Raw genomic sequence first — 20319 nt, 5'->3', positions numbered from 1 at the left:
AATATTTGGTTTTTCTTGGTGAACTATCTGTGGTTAATTCAGGCGAACTCTAATAACATTAAATTAAATACATAATCACTATCAGTTTTATTTTCTGTTCCTCTAAACACAAATAATTCTGTTGAACCAAAACCTTTTTGTGATTCGCATTGTACTTGTGCTATTTTTCCATTCTCAAGACAAGGTGTAATTCTGGCCATAACAGTATCACCGTTCTGAAAATGACATCCACTTTGTCCATCATACTCAGTAAGTTCTTTTCCTTTTACATAACGCGAACCAATTTCTATGCTATCTATATCAATTAGAGTATATGATTTTCCCTTTTCTAGTTTGACTTGAGGATTGCATTGTATCATTTCACCTAATCTATATTCTTTCCAATCTTTCATTCGTTAGTTCCTATTTTCGTTCGCCTGCATTTAACTAAACAACAATTCTGCCTCCCAATCAGCAGGGAACCCCATTGATGGCAATTGTTCTGGTCTTACCATCTTCATAAGTTCCTTTAACTCCGCCACAAATGTATTATTCGGATTACAAATATCCAAAAAATTTTTAATAATGCATATCGCAGCATAAACTCGATTAGGATTAGGCCAAGAGCTAACCCAATTACCTTTCTGTGGCACGACAAAAACGGGCGTTGTTATTAACTGACGTGAATAAAGTCGTCCATGATGAGCACATATATTTCTAACTATATTTATCACCTGAAACCAAGTTGCAAGTTTGTTACCGTCAGCTTTGTCAAAACCAAAGTAATCACAGATGTTTTCTTTTTCTGCAAGTTGTGGCTTCATATTCTTAAAGAATTTACTTATCGGTCCAAAACTTGAAGTTTCAAATATCATCCATGAAGGAGGATTCGGGGATTCTGGGTATGTTGTTTCATAATGATTTTTAAATTCCTCAGAAGCCCTGTTCCAATCATTCTGTAAAAATGCTAAATCAGAATTGAATGCATTCTGGCTTTTAAATAAACGGTTGTTCAGATACCAAGTTGCACCCAATGTCAGAGAAACGAGTGTCATGCGAGTTTTCAATGCAGTCTCTATGAAACTTATGCTGGAAAATAACAAGGTTCTCAATTTTAGATCAAAATTAAAATCATTCCAAATATAAGACCATTTTACATTTGGCAAAAAGGGAGAATCAGGCACAGAATTATCTTGATATGGATATGTATAACCACGTAATTTATAATAATTTACGGATTGGAATATCTCTGTCAATTCACTTTCAGAAATATCTTGCAATCCATTTGAAATTAATTTTTGTGCTAAGTATTCGGGTGTTCGAGGTGGTTTTGAAAAAATCATTTTGTCCTCCTGATAAAAAACTCAAAAGGGCAAAAAAATAACCCCGCGTGAGACGCATTGTTAAGAGGCGTGCAGGGTCTTGTTACCCCTAATTTAAAGTCATTTATAAAAATTGTCAATACTTTTTTCATTCCCCAAACAACTCCTTCAAATTATCTGCTATTCTAGCTTCCAGAGTTGCGGCTTCTTTGCTTAAGTCACCAAGTTCGGTATTGAGGCCTAGCATTTTGGCTTTGAACTCAGCTTCGGTCATACCATCGTCTTCGATTACAACTCCTACGTAGCGGCCGGCGTTGAGGGAATAATCCTGGTCGCGGATGCCGTCTTCGCCTTCTATGCTGGCGGCTTTGCAGAGGCCTATTACATCGGTGTAGGTGCCGTCCGGGAAGCGTTCGTTGAGCCAGTCGATCTGTGACTGCCAGTAGGCTTTTGTTTTTACTTCTTTGTCGTCGCTGGCTTCTGGTGCGGCTTTAAGGGCGGTGGTGTATTCTGCTATGAGGTCTTTAAAGGACTGGGTGTCGCCGTTGTAGAGTCGGGTAATGATTCCCAGATTTTTTATCTGTTCGTCGCTGAACTTTCTGTGGGCGCGGTCTACCTGGGTAAAAATTGAGCGGGCATCTATAAAAAGGATTTTGTCTTTCTTCTGCTCGTCTTGAGTTTTCTGTTTGTCGAAGAACCAGAGGGTTGCAGGAAGTGTAACGGAAGAAAACATATTGCTTGGAAGGGTTACCATCTGGCTGATGATTCCTTCTTCTATCATCTTTTTGCGGATTTCAAGTTCTGAACCGCCGGCATCGCTTGCGGAGTTTGCCATAACAAGGGCTGCTTTTCCTGTGGCGTTGAGGGAGCTTGCAAAGTAGCTTATCCAGAGGTAGTTTGCATTTGGAACTGTTTCTTTTTTGTCGCTGCCTTTTTTGGCTGTTTTGGATTTGTTCTTTGGAACTCCGTAGATATTAAAGCGCGGGTCGTCTTTTACTTTGTCATACACAACTTCGTCTACGTTGAATGGCGGATTTGCCATTACGTAATCAAAGTTGCCTACTGCATTGTGTGGGTCTGAATAGAAGGAGTTTGCTTCTACGATTTCGCCGCGGACGTTGTTCAAAAGAAGATTCATTTTTGCAAGCTTTACGGTGTCGGGTTCTTTTTCTACACCATAACAGCGGAACTTCATTACTTCGTCTGAGGCTTTGTTATGGCGGTGCATAAAGCGGGCTGCCTGAACAAACATACCGCCGGAACCACAGGCTGGGTCTAAGATTTTCTTTTCGCCATTCTGTGGCTGAAGAACTTCTACCATGTAGCGGACTACGGTTGCTGGCGTATAGAAGGTTCCGCCGTCTTTTCCTTCCTGAAGGGCAAACTCGCCAAGAAAGAATTCGTAGATTTCGCCAAAGAGGTCTACGCTGATATTTTCGGGAATGTCCATAAAAATGCGCATGATGTTGGAAAGAAGTTCCGGTTCTTCTTCGGGTACGAGCTGGCCGTACACTTCTTTTGGAAGAACTCCGTCCATCTTTTCGTTTTCGCGTTCTATGGCTTCCATCGCCTTTTTTACGAGTGTTGCTTTGTTTGCGTCATCGGGTGCGTCGTTGATTGTTGTATAATAGGCTTCTGGCGGGAGATAAAAACCGCAGTATTTGATTGAAATATCTTTTATTGATTTTTCGGCTCGTGTGCCTTTTGATTTATTGTATTCGGCTTCTATTTCTGCTTTGTGCTGTTTATAAAGAATATCTGCATAGCGCAAAAAAATGAGTCCTAAAATTGGCTGTCCGTATTTATTTGCCGCAAGGTGAGCTCCGGCGCGAAGAACATCTGCAGCGTGCCAGAGGTTGTCTTTTAAGGTTTTGAGTTCTGAGTCGGTCATTGTTTCTTCCAAAAAATATTTCTGCGTTGATTATAGCACGAAAAAAAGGTTGTTATCATAGGACAAGTGTTTCAAAACAAAAAAAAACTTCAGAGTGAATCTGAAGTTTTTTATAGCTGGGGTTGGACTTGGCTTCCATATTTCCGCGTCCTGCGTCAATATTCCAGCCCGGCTTCACTTGCTTACGCAGACTTCCTGTCTGCTCTTCCTCCCATTTGGTCGGCGCAAGTTTCGCTTCAAGTCCAACAGATGGATTTAAAACAAAAAAAACTTCAGAGCGAATCTGAAGTTTTTTATAGCTGGGGTTGGACTTGAACCAACGGCCTCCGGGTTATGAGCCCGACGAGCTGCCAACTGCTCTACCCAGCGTCGTAATATGTTTTTATATAATATGAAAAATAACAGCGAGTGTCAATAGCAATATCTGTTTTTAATAACAATTTGCCCCGCCGCCTAAAAAAGTAGCCAAGGCAAATTGTTATTACAGTCAGTCTGAAAAACTTGTTCCAAAAATGCACATTGCAAAGCACAAGCTTTTAGGCTTTTAGCATTTTTTACTTCTTGAGCAATGCCGCAAATGGATTATAGTACATTCCGTCGTCGCTGCCAAAATTCTGCTTTTCATGGCGAGGCTTTCTATTCTTATCGAACGAAGTCTTTTCTCCAGAAGCTGAATGTTTTTTCACAACCACAACTTTTTTCTTTGCGCCAGAAGAAACTCCTCCAGCAGGACGGCTTGCAGCATCAGATTTTAATGAAAGGCTGATTCTTTTTCGGTCTGTGTCCAAATCGATTATTGTAAATTCTTTTACATCGCCAACTTTGATTACGTCCATTGGGTCAGAAACAAAACTGTCGCTAAGCTCAGAAATGTGGATAAGTCCAGTTTCGTGCAAACCAATGTCTACAAACGCGCCAAAGTCAACAACATTTTTAATCTTGCCGGTAACTTTCATTCCAACCTTGAGGTCTTCAAAGTTCAAAACGCCTTTCTGCATGATTGGAGCAGGATAGCCGTCGCGCGGATCACGGTTAGGTTTTGCAAGCTCTTCAACAATATCGTTAATTGTAGTTTCGCCGACACTGTATTTTTCTTCCAGCTGCTTTTTCAGCTCTGCGGAAATCTTTTCCTTTTTCTGAACAAGCGGAAGAACTTCTTTTGCAACTTCGTAGTTTTCCGGGTGAACCCAAGTGTTATCAAGCGGATTTGAACTTTCTGGAATTTTCAAGAATCCCGCGCACTGCTCAAATGCCTTTGGTCCAAGCCCCGAAACTTTTTTCAAATCCTCGCGGCTTGTTATTTTTCCGTTTGTATCACGGTAGGCAACAATTTTTTTTGCAAGAGAACTGTTGATTCCAGAAACATATTTTAAAAGGCTTGCGCTCGCAGTGTTCAAGTTCACGCCAACCTGATTTACAACAGAGCCAACTACTTCATCCAAAGTATCCGAAAGTTTTTTCTGGTTTACATCGTGCTGGTAAAGTCCAACACCGATTGCCTTCGGGTCGATTTTTACAAGCTCGGCAAGAGGATCCTGCAATCTTCTTCCCATTGAAATTGCGCCGCGGATTGTAAGGTCAAGCTCCGGGAATTCCTCGCGGGCAATGTCGCTTGCAGAATAAACAGAGGCTCCGGACTCATCAACAACAGTATACATAACATCAGAATAATTTTCGCTGATTACCTTGCTTACAATCGCCTGAACTTCCTGGCTTCCTGTTCCGTTTCCGACTGCGACAACCTGAATATCGTACTTGTCAATCGCATCATTGATTGCTTTATATGAGCCTTCTGGATCTGCAACCTGCTTAATCAAAAAGTAGCCAAGATATTTTCCAGTTTCATCAAGGGCGGCGCATTTTGTTCCAGTGCGGATTCCAGGGTCAACACCAAGAACGCGGCTACCTTTTATAGGCTGAGTCATCAGGAGGTTCTTTAAGTTTTCACTGAAAATTCCAATTCCATGCTCGTCAGCTTCATCAGTTTCATCGCTTCGGATTTCACGCACAACAGCAGGGCTTAAAAGGCGCACAACTCCGTCTTCAATGGCTTCAGAAAAAGCCTTGTTGTTAATTGTGTATTTTTTCTGAATAACTTTTACAGCCTCGTCAACATCAACAGAAATTGTAACTTCAAGTGCGCCTTCACGTTCTGCACGGTTGATTGCAAGAATTCTATGCGGCTTAACCTGATTCAACGGTTCGCTGTAATCCCAGTACATTTTATATGTAGAAGTTTTTTCAACAGTTTCAGCATCCTGTCCGTCTGGAACAATTCCTTTTGTGACAATTGAGCCGGTTTCCATATAAAGTGAATGGACTGTTTCGCGGTTCTTGGAATCCTGAGCAACACGCTCGGCAACAATATCCTTTGCGCCGGCAATCGCATCTTCCGAAGTTTCAACATTTAAAGCCGAATCCTCGTTATCTGTCTTTATGAATTCCTTTGCCTTTTCAAGAAGAGCAGCGTCATCAAGGTCATACATGGCATCTGCCAAAGGCTCAAGTCCCTTTTCCTGCGCAACCATTCCGCGGGTCTTTTTCTTCTTTTTAAATGGCGCCCACAAGTCTTCAAGCTCAGAAAGAGTTTTTGCTCCCATTGCGGCATTGTACAAAGATTCAGTTAGCTTGTTCTGATTGAATATGCCCTTTACAATTTCAAGGCGGCGTTCTTCCAGATTTTTATAGGAAGTAAACAAGTGGTCGCATTCACGCACCTGAAGCTCATCAAGCGAGCCGTGCTTTTCTTTGCGGTAACGGGCAATAAAAGGAATAGTGCATCCTTCCTGAACAAGGCTGATGACCGCGCTTACCTGAGGAACTTTTATATTCAGCTCCTCAGCGATTTTTTTCATAATTTCAACTTCATTGACTGTCAACGAGTCGATTTTCTCTTGAGTAAATTCCATAGGACGCTATTTTACGAAAAAAACAACCTTGCGTAAAGTAGAACTTTTGGAGGGAAGAAGAACCGCTACTTCGGAAGCGTGGTTCTTCCTCCCTCCATACCACCCACCTTTTCCTGCACCGCTTAGGGCTGCTGCCCTAAGAACCCACTAAAGTAAAAAATCTTCTAGTTTCTATTTCGAGTTTTAATGACTATTGATTCTCAACTGTCATCTTCGGGCTTGTCCCCCATGTCATTATCCGGCTTGACCGGAGTATCTATTTCAGATTCCCACATCAACTGCGGGAATGACAGCAAAGTTTCAGTGCGGAATGACAGTTTTCAGGCAATATAGTTACTTTATTTTTCAGTTTCACATGCATTGTAACTGCTACTAGCTTGGATTGTATACGAGTCTGTGCTGCCACCGCTGATCATCAGGTCTTTGAACTTTAGCTCGCTTTCACTGAATTCTTTTTTGCAGCCTATGGCAAAGTTGCGCAGGTTTACGGTCATAAGCCTGTTGTGAGCGTACATTTTGCCGTTCCTTTTGCCGTTCTTTTTGCCGTCATAATCCGGCAGGACAAAGTTTGCGCCGCAGTCTGCAATCACAAGCTCCTTAGGGCGGATTGCTACAATGCGCATTGGCCCGTAAAAGTGCGAATTGCGCTCGGCATAATCTGGAATGTAAGCAGTGATTGATGTCCATTTTTTTACATAATTTTCGGCATTTTCAACATTTGTTGCGCTTATTGTTCTTTGAGAATCTGTCCAGCCAATAACTTTTTCAACTTTAGACAAGTCCGAAGACAAAAGAACGAGCGCGCCGCGGCTGTATACAGTGCCTTTATCGCTAAGCGACATATTGTTAAAACCTTCTGTTTCTGAATCTACGCCAACAGAGCGCACAAGAACTGCCACTGTTCCGTCTTCAAGAACTGCCATGTCTGTTATTGTGCCAGAAACGTCAAAATCAGCCAAAGTTTTTGTTGTTATTGGATTTGCAGAGCCGTCTCTTGTTGTGTAGTCAAATGTTGCATAGCCGATTGAATCATTACCAAATGAATAATAAAGATTTTCGCCTCTAATTGCGCAATTTCCAAAACCATTTCTGATAATTCCTGTATTATATCCAGATCCGTCTTTGTATAAACACAAGGTGTATGAAGATAGATTATTACTGTCAACAGCCTCACGAATAACCCAATAAATATCTGTTGTACTGTCATAGCAACCATCAAAAAAGCCTGCATTTATATTTTGAACAACTATTGCAGATTCAGCCTTATCAGTGTTAAAGTTGTATTTCCAAGTATAATAATTATCATAAATATCAAGGCTAGAGTTATAGTTTTGTTTTACATAATAAATGCTACCATCATTGCTTTCTGCAAAATATAAACAAGGAAAAGAATTACAAGGCCAGTTTTTCTTCTCAGTGCAAGTTAAATAGTCGTAGGCGTACATATTGCCTCCAGAATCAGGAATGAGCATGTATTTTGAACAGTACGCGTTTTGCCCCTCAAGAATCATTGTAATATTGCAGTCTGTGGTTTCGCCGGCTCTTACGGTAATCTCTGTGCTTCCGCTGCCTTCAAGGATGTTTTCGCCTAGGTTCCAGGCTTCCGCTGTGGCAGTGTATTTTCCCGGCTCCAGGTCGCCAAACTCTATTACCCCCCCCCACAGTTCCGTCCTCGGTTTGGTCAAAACCGTCATTATAGAGGCGCACAATGAATTTGTCGGCGTTGTTTTTGTCGTAACTGTATGTGGCGCGACCGCTTCCGGGCAGGGCAACACGGACAGAGCCGTTTTCACCGGAGCCGGAGCTCATGTTCATGCACGAAATAAATGCGAACAAAAATGCTGGTAAAATAGAAAAAATCAGTTTTTTCATAAAAATTCCTCCTTATGAGATATAAAACACTTTATTTCCGTCCTTATAATTATGATTCAAAAAAGTTGATTTGTCAGCATTTGAGGGCATTTTTTTGATTTTTTTTCTACTAAATGATATTCTTTTGCCATGAGTTTTAAGTCTGTTGTTTCGGCGGTTTTGCTTTCTGTTTTTACATTCGGTTTTTCATTTGCAAAAAGTCCAAAGATTGCGCTGGTTCTAAGCGGAGGCGGCGCAAAAGGTTTTGCGGAAATTCCTCTTCTTGAAGCCTTGGAAAATGAAGGAATCCGCCCGGATATAGTTTTGGGAACAAGCATGGGCGCGCTTATTGGCTCACTTTACGCGGCAGGCTACACTCCAAAGCAAATAAGACAAACTCTTTTGTCCATGGATTTTATGACAATTTTGAATGAACGCCCTTCAACTCCAGAAAAAATTCCGCCCGAAGCATTTTCAAAAAAAACAGACGGCATAACTCTTTCGTTTTCAATTGCAGACGGAAAATTCGGCTCCGCCCCTGGAATCATTGGCGACCAGCAGATTATCTGCGAGCTTAGCAATCACCTTAGCAGGGTTCTTGCAATCACAGATTTTGACAAGCTTCCGATTCCGTTCAGGGCAATTGGAACAGACGCTATTTCTGGCAGGGAACTAATATTTAAAAGCGGCTCGCTTGTAAACGCGGTAAGAGCAAGCATTTCCATTCCGGCAGTTTTTACGCCAGCCCAAGTGGAAAAAGGCTTGTACTCAATGGACGGCGGACTTAGAAACAATCTTCCGCTCAAACTTGCACGGGAAATGGGCGCGGACATCGTAATTTCAATGGACGTTGCAAGCATTGTTGATACTCCTCCAGAAACTCTTTCTGACTTTTATTCTGTGGCGGTGCAGATTTTCAATTTGATTATTTCTTACAATGCGGTTGAACAGTACAGCTATGCGGACATCGTCTTGCGGCCGGATCTTTCAGAATTCAGCACATTTGATTTTATGAAACCGCATCAAATTGTAAGGGCAGGAGAAATTTGCGTTCAGCAGAACAAAGATAAAATTTCGCAGATTGCAAGGCAAATTGAATCAGCTGGAAGAACACTTGAAAAACTGGACTACAACCGTGAAAGTGAATACAACAAAATGCCGGACTTTTCTATAGATAAAATTGTCGTAAAAGACATTTCGTTTTCCAAGCCAGTTCCAATTCCCGCGGAAAAAGAATTTGAAAAATTCCTTGGACAAACGCTCAATGATAAAACTAAAAAGCAGCTTACAAAAAAACTAGGCAAGCTTAAGGAGCACTATCATCTTTCGTCACTCACTTACTCTTTAAAGCAAAACGAAGATAACTACACAACTCTTGAAATTCTTGCGAACCACTACGACAAGAACATGAACCAGATTTTTTTCACAGGAACTTCATCTGTTTCAGTCGCAAGCTATGAGCCGCAAAAATATCTTTCCGTAGATCCAAATTTTACGGCAGGAGTTTTCTTGCGCACTCCAATTGAATCCCTCTTTAGGCTTTCATTCGGAAACACAATAACTTTTGAAACTGAATTTTTCCCGAAGCTGGCGGATTTTAAAGACAGCATATTGAGCCTTGACTTTAAAAATTCACTCAAGTACGGAAGCTGCTCTCCAGCGACAAACATTTACTTTAACGACAGAACGATTGCAGAAGACAGAGGCATTGAGCTTTTCGGCGGAATCAGATTCAGGCACACAGATTATTTTACAGCAAAAGCCGGCATTGCATATTCCGCGGAAAAATTAATCGCAACTGAAAAATGGCACAACACGAGCTATCTTCACAGCGAAATTATTTTTACAACGCTGCACAACGATTACGCTTCTCTTTACGGCGGCAGGCTGGAATCTATTTTTAATTTCGGCGGAAAAACAGACGATATGCAAGACGACCCAATTTACGACTTTAGATTTTTAGCGGAAAAAAGATTTGAGCTTGCGGACGAAAAAAATTCAATCGGAATTTCTTCTGTTTTCTGCAGCAACAGATTTCCTTACGAGCTGAATTCCGGCTACTGTAATTTTGGAGGTGCGGACGGAATGAGCGGCTATCCAACAGGAACATTGAGACGCGACTTTGCAATTGCAGGAATTTCTTTCAGGCAAAAGATAACAAATCTTTCAGGAATACCGTTGCTCGCTGTGGCAGAAGCAAAAGCCGCGGTAAGCTCAGACTATGACCCGTTTATAGACCAAGACTCTCCTGAGGGAAGGCTTTTTGCGGGCAGAAAATTTGAAGCTGGAGGAGACCTTTACATTGTGCTTCACACGATTCTTGGAAACTTAGTCTTCGGCGGAAGCATGAACTCCAGCTTGGAATGGTGCATTACTTTGGGACTTAGATAATTCCTAAAAAATAGCAGTTTCTATTTTCATTGCAATCTTGGATATTTCTGAATCATTTTCGTCTATAATTATATCCGCATATTTTTCATAAAGAGGTGAACGCTCATTAAAAATGTCCAAAAGAGTTTCTCCCGGTTTATGGACAACCCCTCTTTTGTCCAAATCTCCAAGACGTTTTTCAAGGGAATCAAGACTTGCTTTTAAATAAACAACTGTGCCGATTTTTTTAAAATGCTCCATTGCGTCTTTTCCAAAAACAACGCTTCCGCCTGTAGCAACAACACATTTTTTTATATTCAAGCCGGAATTGATTTTATTTTCAATCTTCTTAAAATATTCCGCACCTTGCTCTAAAATCAGCTCATTGAGTTTTTTCTTCATTTTCTGCTGAATCACAATATCGCTGTCAACAAATTTATAATTCAAGAGTTTTGCAAGCACAACGCCAACTGTGCTTTTTCCGGCTCCAGGCATTCCAATCAAAATCACATTGTTTTTCATAAAGCTGATTATCATAAAAAAAATACTGCCGGTCAACCTCAAGCCAGCTAACATGACAAACGCATTATAAATGTATTCAGCATAAAACTGGCTCCCAGGCACGGTTCCTTCGCGCAAACTTTACTTAAATTATTTATAATGCGTTTGCCCTGAAGCAGCTAATGCCAAACGTAAAAATTTTTTGTATATTTTGTATATCTGCTAACAGACTGAATATTCTACAGGAGAATGTAATAAAAACTTTGCCTAACATAGCGTCAAAGTTTTTATTTAAAAGTTTGCGTTGCAACCCTTATTATCAACTGCATATTCTCATTTCATTGTGAATGTGTTGGAGGAATTATGAGAAAAAACTTCGGTGCAAAAGAATGGCTTTATCCTATGCCGGTGCTTATTGTGGCTTCTTACGACAAGGACGGAACTCCGGACGCAATGAACGCGGCCTGGGGCTCAATCAGTGATGAAAAGGAGATAGGGCTTTGCCTGAGCGCGTCGCATAAAACTGTAAAAAACATCCTTGAGCGCAAGGCTTTTACAGTCAGCGTGGGAACTGCGGAATTAGCAAAGGAATGCGATTACGTCGGACTTGTTTCGGCAAACAATACGCCGGATAAATTCACAAAGGCGGGATTCCATGCGGAAAAGTCGGAATTTGTTGACGCGCCATTAATCAGGGAACTTCCGTTTGCGCTTGAGTGCAATCTCATAAGCTACGATGAAAAGACAAGCCACCTGTTCGGTCAAATCGTGAACGTGAGCATTGACGATTCTGTTCTTGATTCAAACGGAAAAGTTGATGTGAAAAAGCTGAATCCGATTTCCTACGATCCGGTGAACCAGCATTATCTTAAACTCGGCGACTTTGCAGGAAAAGCGTTCAGCATCGGCCTTGAGCTGAAATAAAATGACATTCTGGGGCTGCTTCTTTGTCATTACTGAACGCAGCCCTTTGTCATAGGAATGCCTAATAAGTTCTAAATGTCATTGCCGGACTTGATCCGGCAATCTTTTCTCTAATTAAGTAGGCTGCTTTGTTGTTGAACCAAGTTTCATGTAATATGAGTCAACAATTCTTCTTAAATCGTGGATATTAGAAACAATCATGTAGTCTTCAAAAATCTGAATCTTTCCGCGGTCCATAAGACGCACAAGACAATCTTTTGCCTGATCAAGCGGAATAGAAGCCCAGCTTGCAATGTCATTTGCAGTAATAAAAAATTTGCGCTTAAAATTTCCGTCGTCATCTTTTCTTCTGGAAGATCCGCCGGCAAGCTCATCATACATTAAAAAAACATCGCAAATTCTAGTGTAAATATCTTTTATAAGGACAATTTTAAACTGGCGGTTCTGGTCATAAATTCTTTTGCAGAAAAGCTTAAGAAGATTCATTACAATCTGCGGATTTCCAAGCACAAGCGCCTTAAAGTTTTCCTTGTTGAATTCCAAGCAGGCAACATCAGTTCTAGCAACACAAGACGCGCTTCTCTGGGAATTGTCAAGAATCGCCATTTCACCAAAAAAAGCTCCGCTGCCAAGAATATCCAGACTTTTGTTTTGGCTCTTTATGCACTTTTCAATCTGAACTTCGCCATATTTTATAAGATAAAAAGTTTCGCCCGGCTCAAATTCACTTATAATGACATCACCGCGCTTGTATTTTTTTGTAAAACGGTCAAAAGCAGGAAGTGAAAACTGGTTTACAGAAAGGCTTCCAGATTTTGCGGAAATATCCTCGGAAGAAATATTATGGGCATTTTCCCTGCCTTTTCTTGTGTTCGCATTGGTAAAAAGCTTTGCAATTTCAACTTTGTTCGCAGGATTAGGATTCAGCTTTAAAATTCTGGTAAGAACATCGCAGCAGCTTTTGAACTGGCCGTCATTGTAAAAAGCGTTGGCAACCATAAACATTCCGTGTTCCGGCGAAATTGAAATACTGTTTCCGCCTAAATACTGCTCTGTTTTTTTATGAATATCTCTAAGCGACTTGCTGAAAACTCTAAGCATTTTTTCTGTGATAAAAGCCTTTGAGCCGAACATTTTTTCAAACTCATAAACTGAAAGCTGAACAACAGTCGAATCAACCAGCACGGAAGCAGTTACTAGGCTTGGCATTTTGGCAAGCGCGCTTTTTACGCCAAAAAATTCTCCAATGTGAAGCTGCTCTGAAATTTGCTCTCCAGTTTCCAAATCCATGCTGCGCAAAGCAACTGCGCCTGACTGGAGAATATAAATATTTTCGTCTTTGTCGCCTTCAAAAAAAATAATAGAGCCTTTGCTGAATTGCACAACCTTTGACATAACCTTCCTCGCAAAAACCAAAACTCAAAAAGAGCATTGATTTGAAAAAACACCTATACTTGTTTAGTATACCACAATTTTTTTATTTATGCTACCTTGTTAAAGAGAATTCCGCATGATAGACTTGCATACACATTCAACAGCTTCCGACGGAACCTGCACACCGAGCCAGCTGATTTCCTACGCCGCAGAAAAAAAAATTTCAGCAATTGCGCTTACAGACCATGACAACATAGACGGAATTCTGGAAGCTCAAGAAAAAGCAAAAGAACTTGGAATCGAATTTATTCCCGGAATAGAAATTTCTATAGAATGGCCGAGCGGAGAATTTCATCTTCTTGGACTGGGACTCAAAAAGCCCGGAAAAAAACTTCTTGAAACAATTGAATTTTTAAGAGGCGAGCGGGACACAAGAAACAAAAAAATAATCCAAAAACTTCAAGAGCAAAACATCGACATTTCCTATGAAGAGCTTGTGGAAAAATCCGGCACAAAAACAATCGGCAGACCTCATTTTGCAAAGCTTCTCATGGAAAAAGGAATAATCAAAAAAGCTCAGCAGGCATTCGACTTGTTCCTTGCAAAAGGCCGTCCTTGTTACGTAGACAAAACCGGGGAAAATTTAAAAAAAGCCGTAGAAGCAATAAAAGAATCCGGCGGAATTCCAGTTCAGGCGCATCCAATGTCGATGTACGTTTCCTGGGGAAAAATGGAAGAGACAATGCTTGAAGTAAAAAATTCGGGCGTTGAAGGACTTGAAGCACATCATCCGGGAATCAGGCTTTCCGAAGCTCGGCGGCTTGAAGAGCTTGCAGAAATACTTGGAATGTTTACAACGGCAGGAAGCGATTTCCACGGAGAAAAAGTCCGCGCAGATAGAAAAATTGGATATTCTTCAGGCGGATATAAAATAGAAGACAGATTCTGGACAGAACAGCTAAAGCCCGCATTGGAAAAAGCTCACGGCGGAACAGACCACACATTTTCAGTTAGCTAACACAAAACTGTAACCCAAAGCAAAATGAATTATTTTAAATATATGGCTTTGGAGGAAAAATGAAACATATTTTAAGAAAATCAGCGGCGGCTTTAGTTGCGGCTTTTTTGTTTATTTCATGCGGAAAAAATCAGGCTGTAAAAAATGAAATGTTTGCGCCAATGGCAAAATCAATGAAAATGTCGGCAAGGGCAGATTCCGCAATGAACGTGATGCAGGACATGGCGTTTGAAGAATCAGCAGAGCTTCCTTCTGAATCAGAGCAGCCAAGGCAAGACAGAAAACTTGTCTATACAGGGAATCTTACAATTGAAGTTTCAAATCTTGCAGACTCCAAATCATCCGTTGAATCCTGGGTAAAAAAATTCGGCGGATATATTTCAGACTCGTTTGAAAACACAAGTTCAATAAGAATAACGGCAAAAATTCCAAGCGGCTCTTTTGCACAGGCAATGCAGGAATGCGGACAAATTGGAAAACTCAAATCAAAAAATATAAATTCCAGCGATGTTACAGAACAGTTTTATGACTTGGACACACGGCTTTCAACACGCAAAGTTTTGCTTGAACGTCTAAAAAAATATCTTTCAGAAGCAAAAGACATGCAGGATATGCTCAAGATTGAAACAAAAATCAACGATGTAACTTCTGAGCTTGAGAGAATGCAAGGACAAATGAACCGCTTAAAGTCGCAAATTGATTATTCTACAATTTATGTTACTGCGGAGCTTCCTGTAAATCAAAATGAAAGCGGATTTGTAATGCCCGACACAAATTCACAGCTGCGCAAGTTCTTCGCAAACATACTGAATTTCTTTGTGAAATTTATTTTCACCGCATTGTACATTGTAATTTTTGGAGTTCCTTCTGTTCTATTCCTTATGCTTATTTACTGGCTCGGATTTGGAAAAGTGGGACTTTTAAGAAAACTCTTTGCAAGAATAAGAAAATAAAAAATGCCCGGCAATTTTGCCGGGCTTTTTGTTTTGCAATTTGAATTATCTTACTGCTAAAATCGCGCCAAGAATAATAAGATGCTGGGCAAAAGTATAAAGCCACTCAAGGAAATTTTTTGCACCGCCGTTAAGAATTCCATTTGCTCCAAGAATATCAGAAAGAACAATGGCAATAATCCAAACAATAATTGCAATCAGCGCAAGGACAGTTCCAAAGCTTCCAAAACGGTCGCCAATTACAATCTTTAAAATCATAAAGACACCAACAAGAAGCTCAATCACTCCGAATACAATTACAAGAATATTTCCTGCATTGCCAGAAACAAGTCCTTTGATTGCTCTTGCGGCAAAATCTCCGCCGCCCTGCAAAGCCCAGATTCCTCCGACAGCAAGCATTGCGCCAACTGCAATCTGCAAAATCAAAAGCGCCGCAGTCCATCCGCTTTTTTCAGTTCTCATATTTTTCCTCCTAGAAATATGTTCAGCAGTATAAAATGCCTATATCAAATATAATTCAGTTTTGGGCAAAAATCCACTTATTTCTAAAATGATTATTCATCTTTATAAACAAACGGATTTTTCTTTAATATTTCAAAAACGCCTTTGTCTGCGCCAAACGGAACAATGCTCGGCTGTTCATAAACAGGGCTTGCGACAATTCCAAGGTCAAGACAATGCAAAAGAAATTTTCCATAAAACTCTTTTGGAATTTTCGGAAAAAGATAAGGACCTTTTCTCTGCCAGTATTTTGTCAAAGTTAAATCATAAATAAACCAGTCTTTTTCCTGCCTAGTTTGCAATGCCGAAATCAAATTATAAATTGAGCGGGTAACGGCGGCTTCAATTGGCGAAGAAAGTTTTATTGTTTCCTTTAAAACTTCTTGCGGAATTTTTTCAGCCAAATCAATTTTTACAGCAAGAATGTAAATTCCGCTTGTCCAAGGAAGAGGCGGCTCAAAAATTATGCAGTCAGCATTGTCATGTTCAAAAGCAGTTTCGCTCCAAGGCTTCCAGACAAAAGTATTTTGCGGGCTGATTTTTACAGCGGCGGAAAGGCAGTCAGATTTTTTTGCAAAGATAAAAACTTTGCGTTTGCATCCAAAGAAAAGAGCATTTACAGATTTTTCAAGCCTTCCTGAAAAGCAAGTTTTAAAGCTGCCGGTCGCTCCGCGGTCAAGAGCATTCTTTAACATTGTGAATGCAGAAGAGCCGCCCCAGCCCAAAATTGCCCTGCCATTTTCCTGATACAAATCTGTAAGACGCTTGCCTTTTTCTGTATACAAAAACGGTCCGCGCGCGCGCTTTACATTTCCGTACCGTAAAAAAATTTCTTCCGCTAAAAAATCAATTTCGTTCATTTGAATCTGATTATACTGAAAAAAAAATCTGTTGTCATTTGCCGACACAAAAGCGGCTGAAAATATTTTCAAGGACATCGTCTGGAGAAACTTCACCGGCAACTTCACCAAGGCATTCCAAAGCATCTTCCAAATCCTGAACAACCGCATCAAGTCCGTAGCTGAAATCTTGAGAAATTTCCAAAGCGTGCGTTACTCGTTCCAGTGCTTCCTGAACTGATTTTTTTTGCCGCGCCGAACCAAGCCCGCTTTGCTCACGTTCAGTTTTTTCGCCGTCAAACAAAATGTCTTTTACTTTAAAAACAAGCAGCTCTATTCCGATATTATTTTTTGCAGAAATTTTTACAGAATCTTTCCAGACTTTTTTTATTCCATCCAAATTCAAATCAAAGGAATCGCATTTGTTCAAAACCAAAACAACCGGAATATTTTTCTGGCTTTCAATAAAATCCAAATCGTCCTTTAAAATTCCTTTTGAACTGTCCACAAGATAAAGAATGACATCCGCATCCTGGCTTAAATCTTTTGCAAGCTCAACGCCACGCTCTTCAATTAAGTCCGAAGTTTTTCTAAGACCGGCAGTATCAAAAAGCCTTACAGGGATTCCTGCAAAATCTGTCCAGCACTCAAGCCAGTCCCGTGTCGTTCCTTCAATGCTGCTGACAATTGCGCGCTCTTCTTTTAAAAGCGAATTGAAAAGACTTGATTTTCCGGCATTGGTTTTTCCGCACAAAACAACTCTTGCTCCGTCTTGATAAAGTTTTTCAGCCTTCCAAGAAGAAGCCAAGTCTGAAAGTTTTTTCTGCGCGGCTTTTAGCAATGAAGTGTCAAATGATTCTGAAATATTTTCTTCGTCTTCTGGATATTCAATTTCAACTTCAATGTTTCCAATTGTGTCCAAAATCAGTTTTTTAATAGAAGAAATTTGCTCAAAAAGATTTCCGCTTAAACGTCCGGCGGCGCGGGTTCTGGAAGCATTTGTGCGGCTGTCTATTATTTCTTTTACAGCTTCGGCTTTTGTAAGATCCATTTTTCCGTTTATATAAGCCCTGAACGTAAATTCTCCACGCTCGGCTTTTCTAAAACCATTTTCAAGCAGCAAAGAAAAAATTGAAGTTACAACATTTACTCCGCCATGGCAAAATATTTCAACCATGTCTTCGCCTGTAAAAGACTTTGGAGCTTTGTAAACGCCAAGCATAACTTCATCAATTTTTTTGTTTCCATTCTGAATTTTCGGATTTTCAATCCAGCCGTAAACAAGAGAATTTCCGGCAGCCTGCAAGAGAGCTTTTTTGCGTGAAAAAATTTTGCTTACAAGCTCAATGCAGTTTTTTCCGCTCGTTCTGACAATTCCGATTGCAGAAGGAACAAGAGCTGTTGCAATTGCCGCTATCGGTTCTTCTGGCGTATATTTATTCATTTGCTTCCACCGAACACAGGCTTTACATGAAGGAAATTTCTTGTTGTAACACTTGCGTTTTCGTATTCAAGCTCATTGTCCAGCACAGAATTCCAAATTGAAATCATGTCCTTTGCATTTTCTTTTTTCTGCTCCAAATCCTGCAAATCGGAATCTGAAGAATTTTTTATTCCCAGACTGAATGCCGGAATTCGTTTTTGCAAATCGCATTCTTTTTCATGCCACGGAGAAATTTCATTGTTCTGTGGATCTGGGCTGATGTCCTCATAATATCCGCCGGAATTATTCCAATGCATATATCCTCTGTCAAGACCATCGCGCACACCAAAAATTTCCCGAAGAACATAATTCTTGTCATAATATTTTCTATCGTGCCTTACGCCCATGTAAAACGCCTGAATCCAAGGACGCACAATAATTCTGTTTCTTCCGATTATTGTATTTCTAAATGAGCCGTAAAAATAAATTCTGTACGCACGTTCTTCATAAGGCGGATACTCAAGGAAATCCTGCTCAAAATGCGACGGATAAAACATCGGGCAAATGACATCGACATATTCACTCATAAGCTCAACATCTTGGCCTGTTCGTGTTCCGCTTCTGTACCAGCCGTTTGCGCCGTAAATGTCAATTCCAATAGGAGCTTTTATATTTTTGCGTGCATAGGACAAAAATGAAACCAGCGCGCTTTCTTTTACCATGCCTTTATCGCGCCATCTGTAAACTGCGGAATTTAAATTTGTTCCGTCAGTCGGAAATCTTATGTAGTCAAACTGAATTTCATCAAAGCCACGGGAAACAAGTTCCTTTGCAATTTCAACATTGTATTCCCAAACTTCCTCGCTGTAAGGATCAACCCAGTTTTCATCATAATAAACAGTTTTTGTTCCAGCCGGATTTCCATTTTCATCAGTAACATTTTCTTTTCCGCGGATTCCCATCCATGGCGAATTTGTGCGGGAATTCCAAACTGCATATTTTCCTTTATCATACGAAGCCAAATTTCTGTCTTTAAAAACAACGATGCGCGCAATAAGATAAACACCGTCATTTTTAAATTCGCTTACAACTTGCTCCAAGTCAATTTTGTACTGAGTAACTTTTCCTTTTTGCTTTAAAAGCTGACTGTTCGGCTCGAATCGCAAAAGTCCGTAGTCATCTTTCATGTCAATTACAACAGAATTGAGTTTGTTGTCAGAAATAATTTTTTTGTACTTTTCAATTCCCGCAGAATTTCTAAGCTGATAGACAGACGCATAAATTGATTTCTTTTTATTTGCAATCGAAGCCCAGGGAGAAAGAATCGTTTCAGGATTTAAAAGCCAAAGCTCATTTAAAGTAACATTCGCTCCAAGCTGCGAAATATTCTTGGGAACAAAAGCTGAATTTATAGTGTCGCCTGCAGCAGTTAAATTTTCCCGCCAAGAATTGAAACTTGAAATTTCTGAAACTTCCCTTGTTTCAAGAGAAAGCGAAAGAATTTTTCCGACTGTTGAAAAAATCAAGTTAGAGCCGTCTTGACAAAGTCCGTCAATTGCATCGCACGGATTTTCGCCTTGATAAATTTTTTCAGCTTTTTTTGTCCGCCAGTCAAATCTGTAAATATTTGGAATAAATGACTGGGAAAGATAAATTTCCGCATAAATATTTCCAGATGAATCCCGGCACAAAACTGGCAGAATATCAGAAATTTCATCGACCTGCGTAAGGCTTTGCATTGCGGAAAAACCTGCGCTCACGTCAATCCACTTTGGATTTTTTTCATCAGCGCGGCAATAGCTAAAACCGTAAATCGGATGCGACATAAAAACAACAATTTCGCTGCTTTCAATTTCTCCGTTTTTTCCATAAACCGGCATGTGCGAAACTGCGACCGCTTTCATTCCAGCAGTGTAATTGCTTGCCGAACCAAGAGACTTCCAAGTTGCGCCGCCGTCACGAGTTATAAAAACTTCATCTTTTGTGGCTGTAACTAAAATATCTGGATTCAATGGATCTGCGCAAATGTCTTTTAAAAGAGGCATTTTTTGAACTATTTCTTTTTTTCCGTTTTCATAATTTTTTACGATTAATGAGGGAAGTCCTATATTGCGCTGCGTAAATTCCTTTAAATCTAAAGAAGAATAAATTCCTTTTTCTGTAACAAAAAACCATTTTGCCTGAGTTCTTAAAATGCGTTCAACTTTTCCTTCTGTCCACAAAGGATCTGCAATTCCGCTCGGAAGAATCTTAAAAAGTCCAGTGTCTGTTCCGATTAAAAATGGCTCTGGATTTTCAGAAACTCTTCTTTCAAGATAAACCTCTGGAAGCTTATACAAAGGCTTTGACTGGGCAAAAACAATTCCCGAAAAAAAAGAAAAAAATGATGCTGAAATGCACAATTTTAAAAAGAGTATACGCATGGTCTTTTTATCGGCATTTCAACATTAAATTTTAGAAGATT

Annotated in this window: 16 protein-coding genes and 1 tRNA gene; 4 read left to right on the top strand and 13 right to left on the bottom strand. The window is 40.2% G+C overall.

Features of this window, described 5'->3' with window-relative positions:
- Positions 1 to 38 precede the first annotated feature (38 nt).
- From Q0N70_RS10795 to Q0N70_RS10765, 7 genes are all read right to left on the bottom strand, one after another.
- Positions 39 to 392, bottom strand: coding sequence for a hypothetical protein (locus Q0N70_RS10795; protein WP_294016631.1), 354 nt, complete (start codon positions 390 to 392; stop codon positions 39 to 41).
- 30 nt (positions 393 to 422) lie between these two features.
- A complete protein-coding gene (locus tag Q0N70_RS10790) occupies positions 423 to 1322 on the bottom strand; it encodes an Abi family protein (RefSeq protein WP_294016629.1) in 900 nt (299 codons plus the stop codon).
- A gap of 127 nt (positions 1323 to 1449) precedes the next feature.
- The gene (locus tag Q0N70_RS10785; protein WP_294016627.1) at positions 1450 to 3192 is read right to left on the bottom strand and encodes a class I SAM-dependent DNA methyltransferase; all 1743 of its coding nucleotides are present in this window, start codon (positions 3190 to 3192) and stop codon (positions 1450 to 1452) included.
- A 296-nt stretch (positions 3193 to 3488) separates the two neighbouring features.
- Positions 3489 to 3561: transfer RNA gene (locus tag Q0N70_RS10780), tRNA-Met, on the bottom strand.
- Positions 3562 to 3746: 185 nt separating this feature from the next.
- On the bottom strand, positions 3747 to 6101 hold the full coding sequence (locus Q0N70_RS10775; protein WP_013700467.1) for a Tex-like N-terminal domain-containing protein: 2355 nt from the start codon (positions 6099 to 6101) through the stop codon (positions 3747 to 3749).
- A gap of 338 nt (positions 6102 to 6439) precedes the next feature.
- Positions 6440 to 7786: a hypothetical protein gene (locus Q0N70_RS10770; RefSeq protein WP_294016624.1), complete on the bottom strand. Its 1347-nt coding sequence runs from the start codon at positions 7784 to 7786 to the stop codon at positions 6440 to 6442.
- Complete coding sequence (locus tag Q0N70_RS10765) at positions 7674 to 7973, bottom strand: hypothetical protein (RefSeq protein ID WP_273354233.1); 300 nt, start codon at positions 7971 to 7973, stop codon at positions 7674 to 7676. The genes Q0N70_RS10770 and Q0N70_RS10765 overlap by 113 nt, the downstream gene beginning before the upstream one ends.
- Before the next feature lie 129 nt (positions 7974 to 8102).
- On the opposite strand from Q0N70_RS10765, the gene Q0N70_RS10760 reads away from it, so the two are divergent.
- Complete coding sequence (locus Q0N70_RS10760; RefSeq protein ID WP_294016620.1) at positions 8103 to 10343, top strand: patatin-like phospholipase family protein; 2241 nt, start codon at positions 8103 to 8105, stop codon at positions 10341 to 10343.
- Between the two features lie 3 nt (positions 10344 to 10346).
- On the opposite strand, the gene Q0N70_RS10755 is transcribed toward Q0N70_RS10760, so the two are convergent.
- Positions 10347 to 10844, bottom strand: a complete 498-nt coding sequence (locus Q0N70_RS10755) for a shikimate kinase (protein ID WP_013700464.1) — start codon at positions 10842 to 10844, stop codon at positions 10347 to 10349.
- Positions 10845 to 11186: 342 nt separating this feature from the next.
- Between Q0N70_RS10755 and Q0N70_RS10750 the strand changes: the two genes are divergently transcribed.
- Positions 11187 to 11747 (top strand): flavin reductase family protein, encoded by a 561-nt coding sequence (locus Q0N70_RS10750; protein ID WP_013700463.1) that lies wholly within the window; start codon positions 11187 to 11189, stop codon positions 11745 to 11747.
- A gap of 114 nt (positions 11748 to 11861) precedes the next feature.
- On the opposite strand, the gene Q0N70_RS10745 is transcribed toward Q0N70_RS10750, so the two are convergent.
- Positions 11862 to 13142, bottom strand: a complete 1281-nt coding sequence (locus tag Q0N70_RS10745) for a cyclic nucleotide-binding domain-containing protein (RefSeq protein ID WP_294016616.1) — start codon at positions 13140 to 13142, stop codon at positions 11862 to 11864.
- A 115-nt stretch (positions 13143 to 13257) separates the two neighbouring features.
- Here Q0N70_RS10745 and Q0N70_RS10740 point away from each other — a divergent pair, with 115 nt between their 5' ends.
- Together Q0N70_RS10740 and Q0N70_RS10735 are read left to right on the top strand one after the other, a co-directional pair.
- Positions 13258 to 14139, top strand: a complete 882-nt coding sequence (locus tag Q0N70_RS10740) for a PHP domain-containing protein (RefSeq protein ID WP_294016614.1) — start codon at positions 13258 to 13260, stop codon at positions 14137 to 14139.
- 59 nt (positions 14140 to 14198) lie between these two features.
- Positions 14199 to 15092: a DUF4349 domain-containing protein gene (locus Q0N70_RS10735; protein WP_294016612.1), complete on the top strand. Its 894-nt coding sequence runs from the start codon at positions 14199 to 14201 to the stop codon at positions 15090 to 15092.
- Between the two features lie 45 nt (positions 15093 to 15137).
- Here the strand turns inward: Q0N70_RS10735 and Q0N70_RS10730 are convergent, their stop codons facing one another.
- The 4 genes from Q0N70_RS10730 to Q0N70_RS10715 form a co-directional block, all read right to left on the bottom strand.
- Positions 15138 to 15554, bottom strand: coding sequence for a hypothetical protein (locus tag Q0N70_RS10730; protein ID WP_294016609.1), 417 nt, complete (start codon positions 15552 to 15554; stop codon positions 15138 to 15140).
- A 92-nt stretch (positions 15555 to 15646) separates the two neighbouring features.
- Positions 15647 to 16453, bottom strand: a complete 807-nt coding sequence (locus Q0N70_RS10725; RefSeq protein WP_294016607.1) for a hypothetical protein — start codon at positions 16451 to 16453, stop codon at positions 15647 to 15649.
- A gap of 34 nt (positions 16454 to 16487) precedes the next feature.
- A complete protein-coding gene (gene mnmE / locus Q0N70_RS10720; protein WP_294016605.1) occupies positions 16488 to 17876 on the bottom strand; it encodes a tRNA uridine-5-carboxymethylaminomethyl(34) synthesis GTPase MnmE in 1389 nt (462 codons plus the stop codon).
- The gene (locus Q0N70_RS10715) at positions 17873 to 20278 is read right to left on the bottom strand and encodes a putative glycoside hydrolase (protein WP_294016603.1); all 2406 of its coding nucleotides are present in this window, start codon (positions 20276 to 20278) and stop codon (positions 17873 to 17875) included. Before Q0N70_RS10715 ends, mnmE begins: the two co-directional genes overlap by 4 nt.
- Positions 20279 to 20319: the final 41 nt, after the last annotated feature.

This window comes from uncultured Treponema sp., assembly GCF_945873775.1.
Classification (GTDB): Bacteria; Spirochaetota; Spirochaetia; order Treponematales; family Treponemataceae; genus Treponema_D.
Note: the sequence above shows the minus strand (reverse complement) of the source record. Positions and strands in the feature narration are given on the sequence as shown.

Coding starts and splice junctions, on each gene's coding strand:
- Q0N70_RS10795 (WP_294016631.1), bottom strand. CDS start 392: ATGAAAGATTGGAAAGAATATAGATTAGGTGAAATGATACAATGCAAT.
- Q0N70_RS10790 (WP_294016629.1), bottom strand. CDS start 1,322: ATGATTTTTTCAAAACCACCTCGAACACCCGAATACTTAGCACAAAAA.
- Q0N70_RS10785 (WP_294016627.1), bottom strand. CDS start 3,192: ATGACCGACTCAGAACTCAAAACCTTAAAAGACAACCTCTGGCACGCT.
- Q0N70_RS10775 (WP_013700467.1), bottom strand. CDS start 6,101: ATGGAATTTACTCAAGAGAAAATCGACTCGTTGACAGTCAATGAAGTT.
- Q0N70_RS10765 (WP_273354233.1), bottom strand. CDS start 7,973: ATGAAAAAACTGATTTTTTCTATTTTACCAGCATTTTTGTTCGCATTT.
- Q0N70_RS10760 (WP_294016620.1), top strand. CDS start 8,103: ATGAGTTTTAAGTCTGTTGTTTCGGCGGTTTTGCTTTCTGTTTTTACA.
- Q0N70_RS10755 (WP_013700464.1), bottom strand. CDS start 10,844: ATGAAAAACAATGTGATTTTGATTGGAATGCCTGGAGCCGGAAAAAGC.
- Q0N70_RS10750 (WP_013700463.1), top strand. CDS start 11,187: ATGAGAAAAAACTTCGGTGCAAAAGAATGGCTTTATCCTATGCCGGTG.
- Q0N70_RS10745 (WP_294016616.1), bottom strand. CDS start 13,142: ATGTCAAAGGTTGTGCAATTCAGCAAAGGCTCTATTATTTTTTTTGAA.
- Q0N70_RS10740 (WP_294016614.1), top strand. CDS start 13,258: ATGATAGACTTGCATACACATTCAACAGCTTCCGACGGAACCTGCACA.
- Q0N70_RS10735 (WP_294016612.1), top strand. CDS start 14,199: ATGAAACATATTTTAAGAAAATCAGCGGCGGCTTTAGTTGCGGCTTTT.
- Q0N70_RS10730 (WP_294016609.1), bottom strand. CDS start 15,554: ATGAGAACTGAAAAAAGCGGATGGACTGCGGCGCTTTTGATTTTGCAG.
- Q0N70_RS10725 (WP_294016607.1), bottom strand. CDS start 16,453: ATGAACGAAATTGATTTTTTAGCGGAAGAAATTTTTTTACGGTACGGA.
- mnmE (WP_294016605.1), bottom strand. CDS start 17,876: ATGAATAAATATACGCCAGAAGAACCGATAGCGGCAATTGCAACAGCT.
- Q0N70_RS10715 (WP_294016603.1), bottom strand. CDS start 20,278: ATGCGTATACTCTTTTTAAAATTGTGCATTTCAGCATCATTTTTTTCT.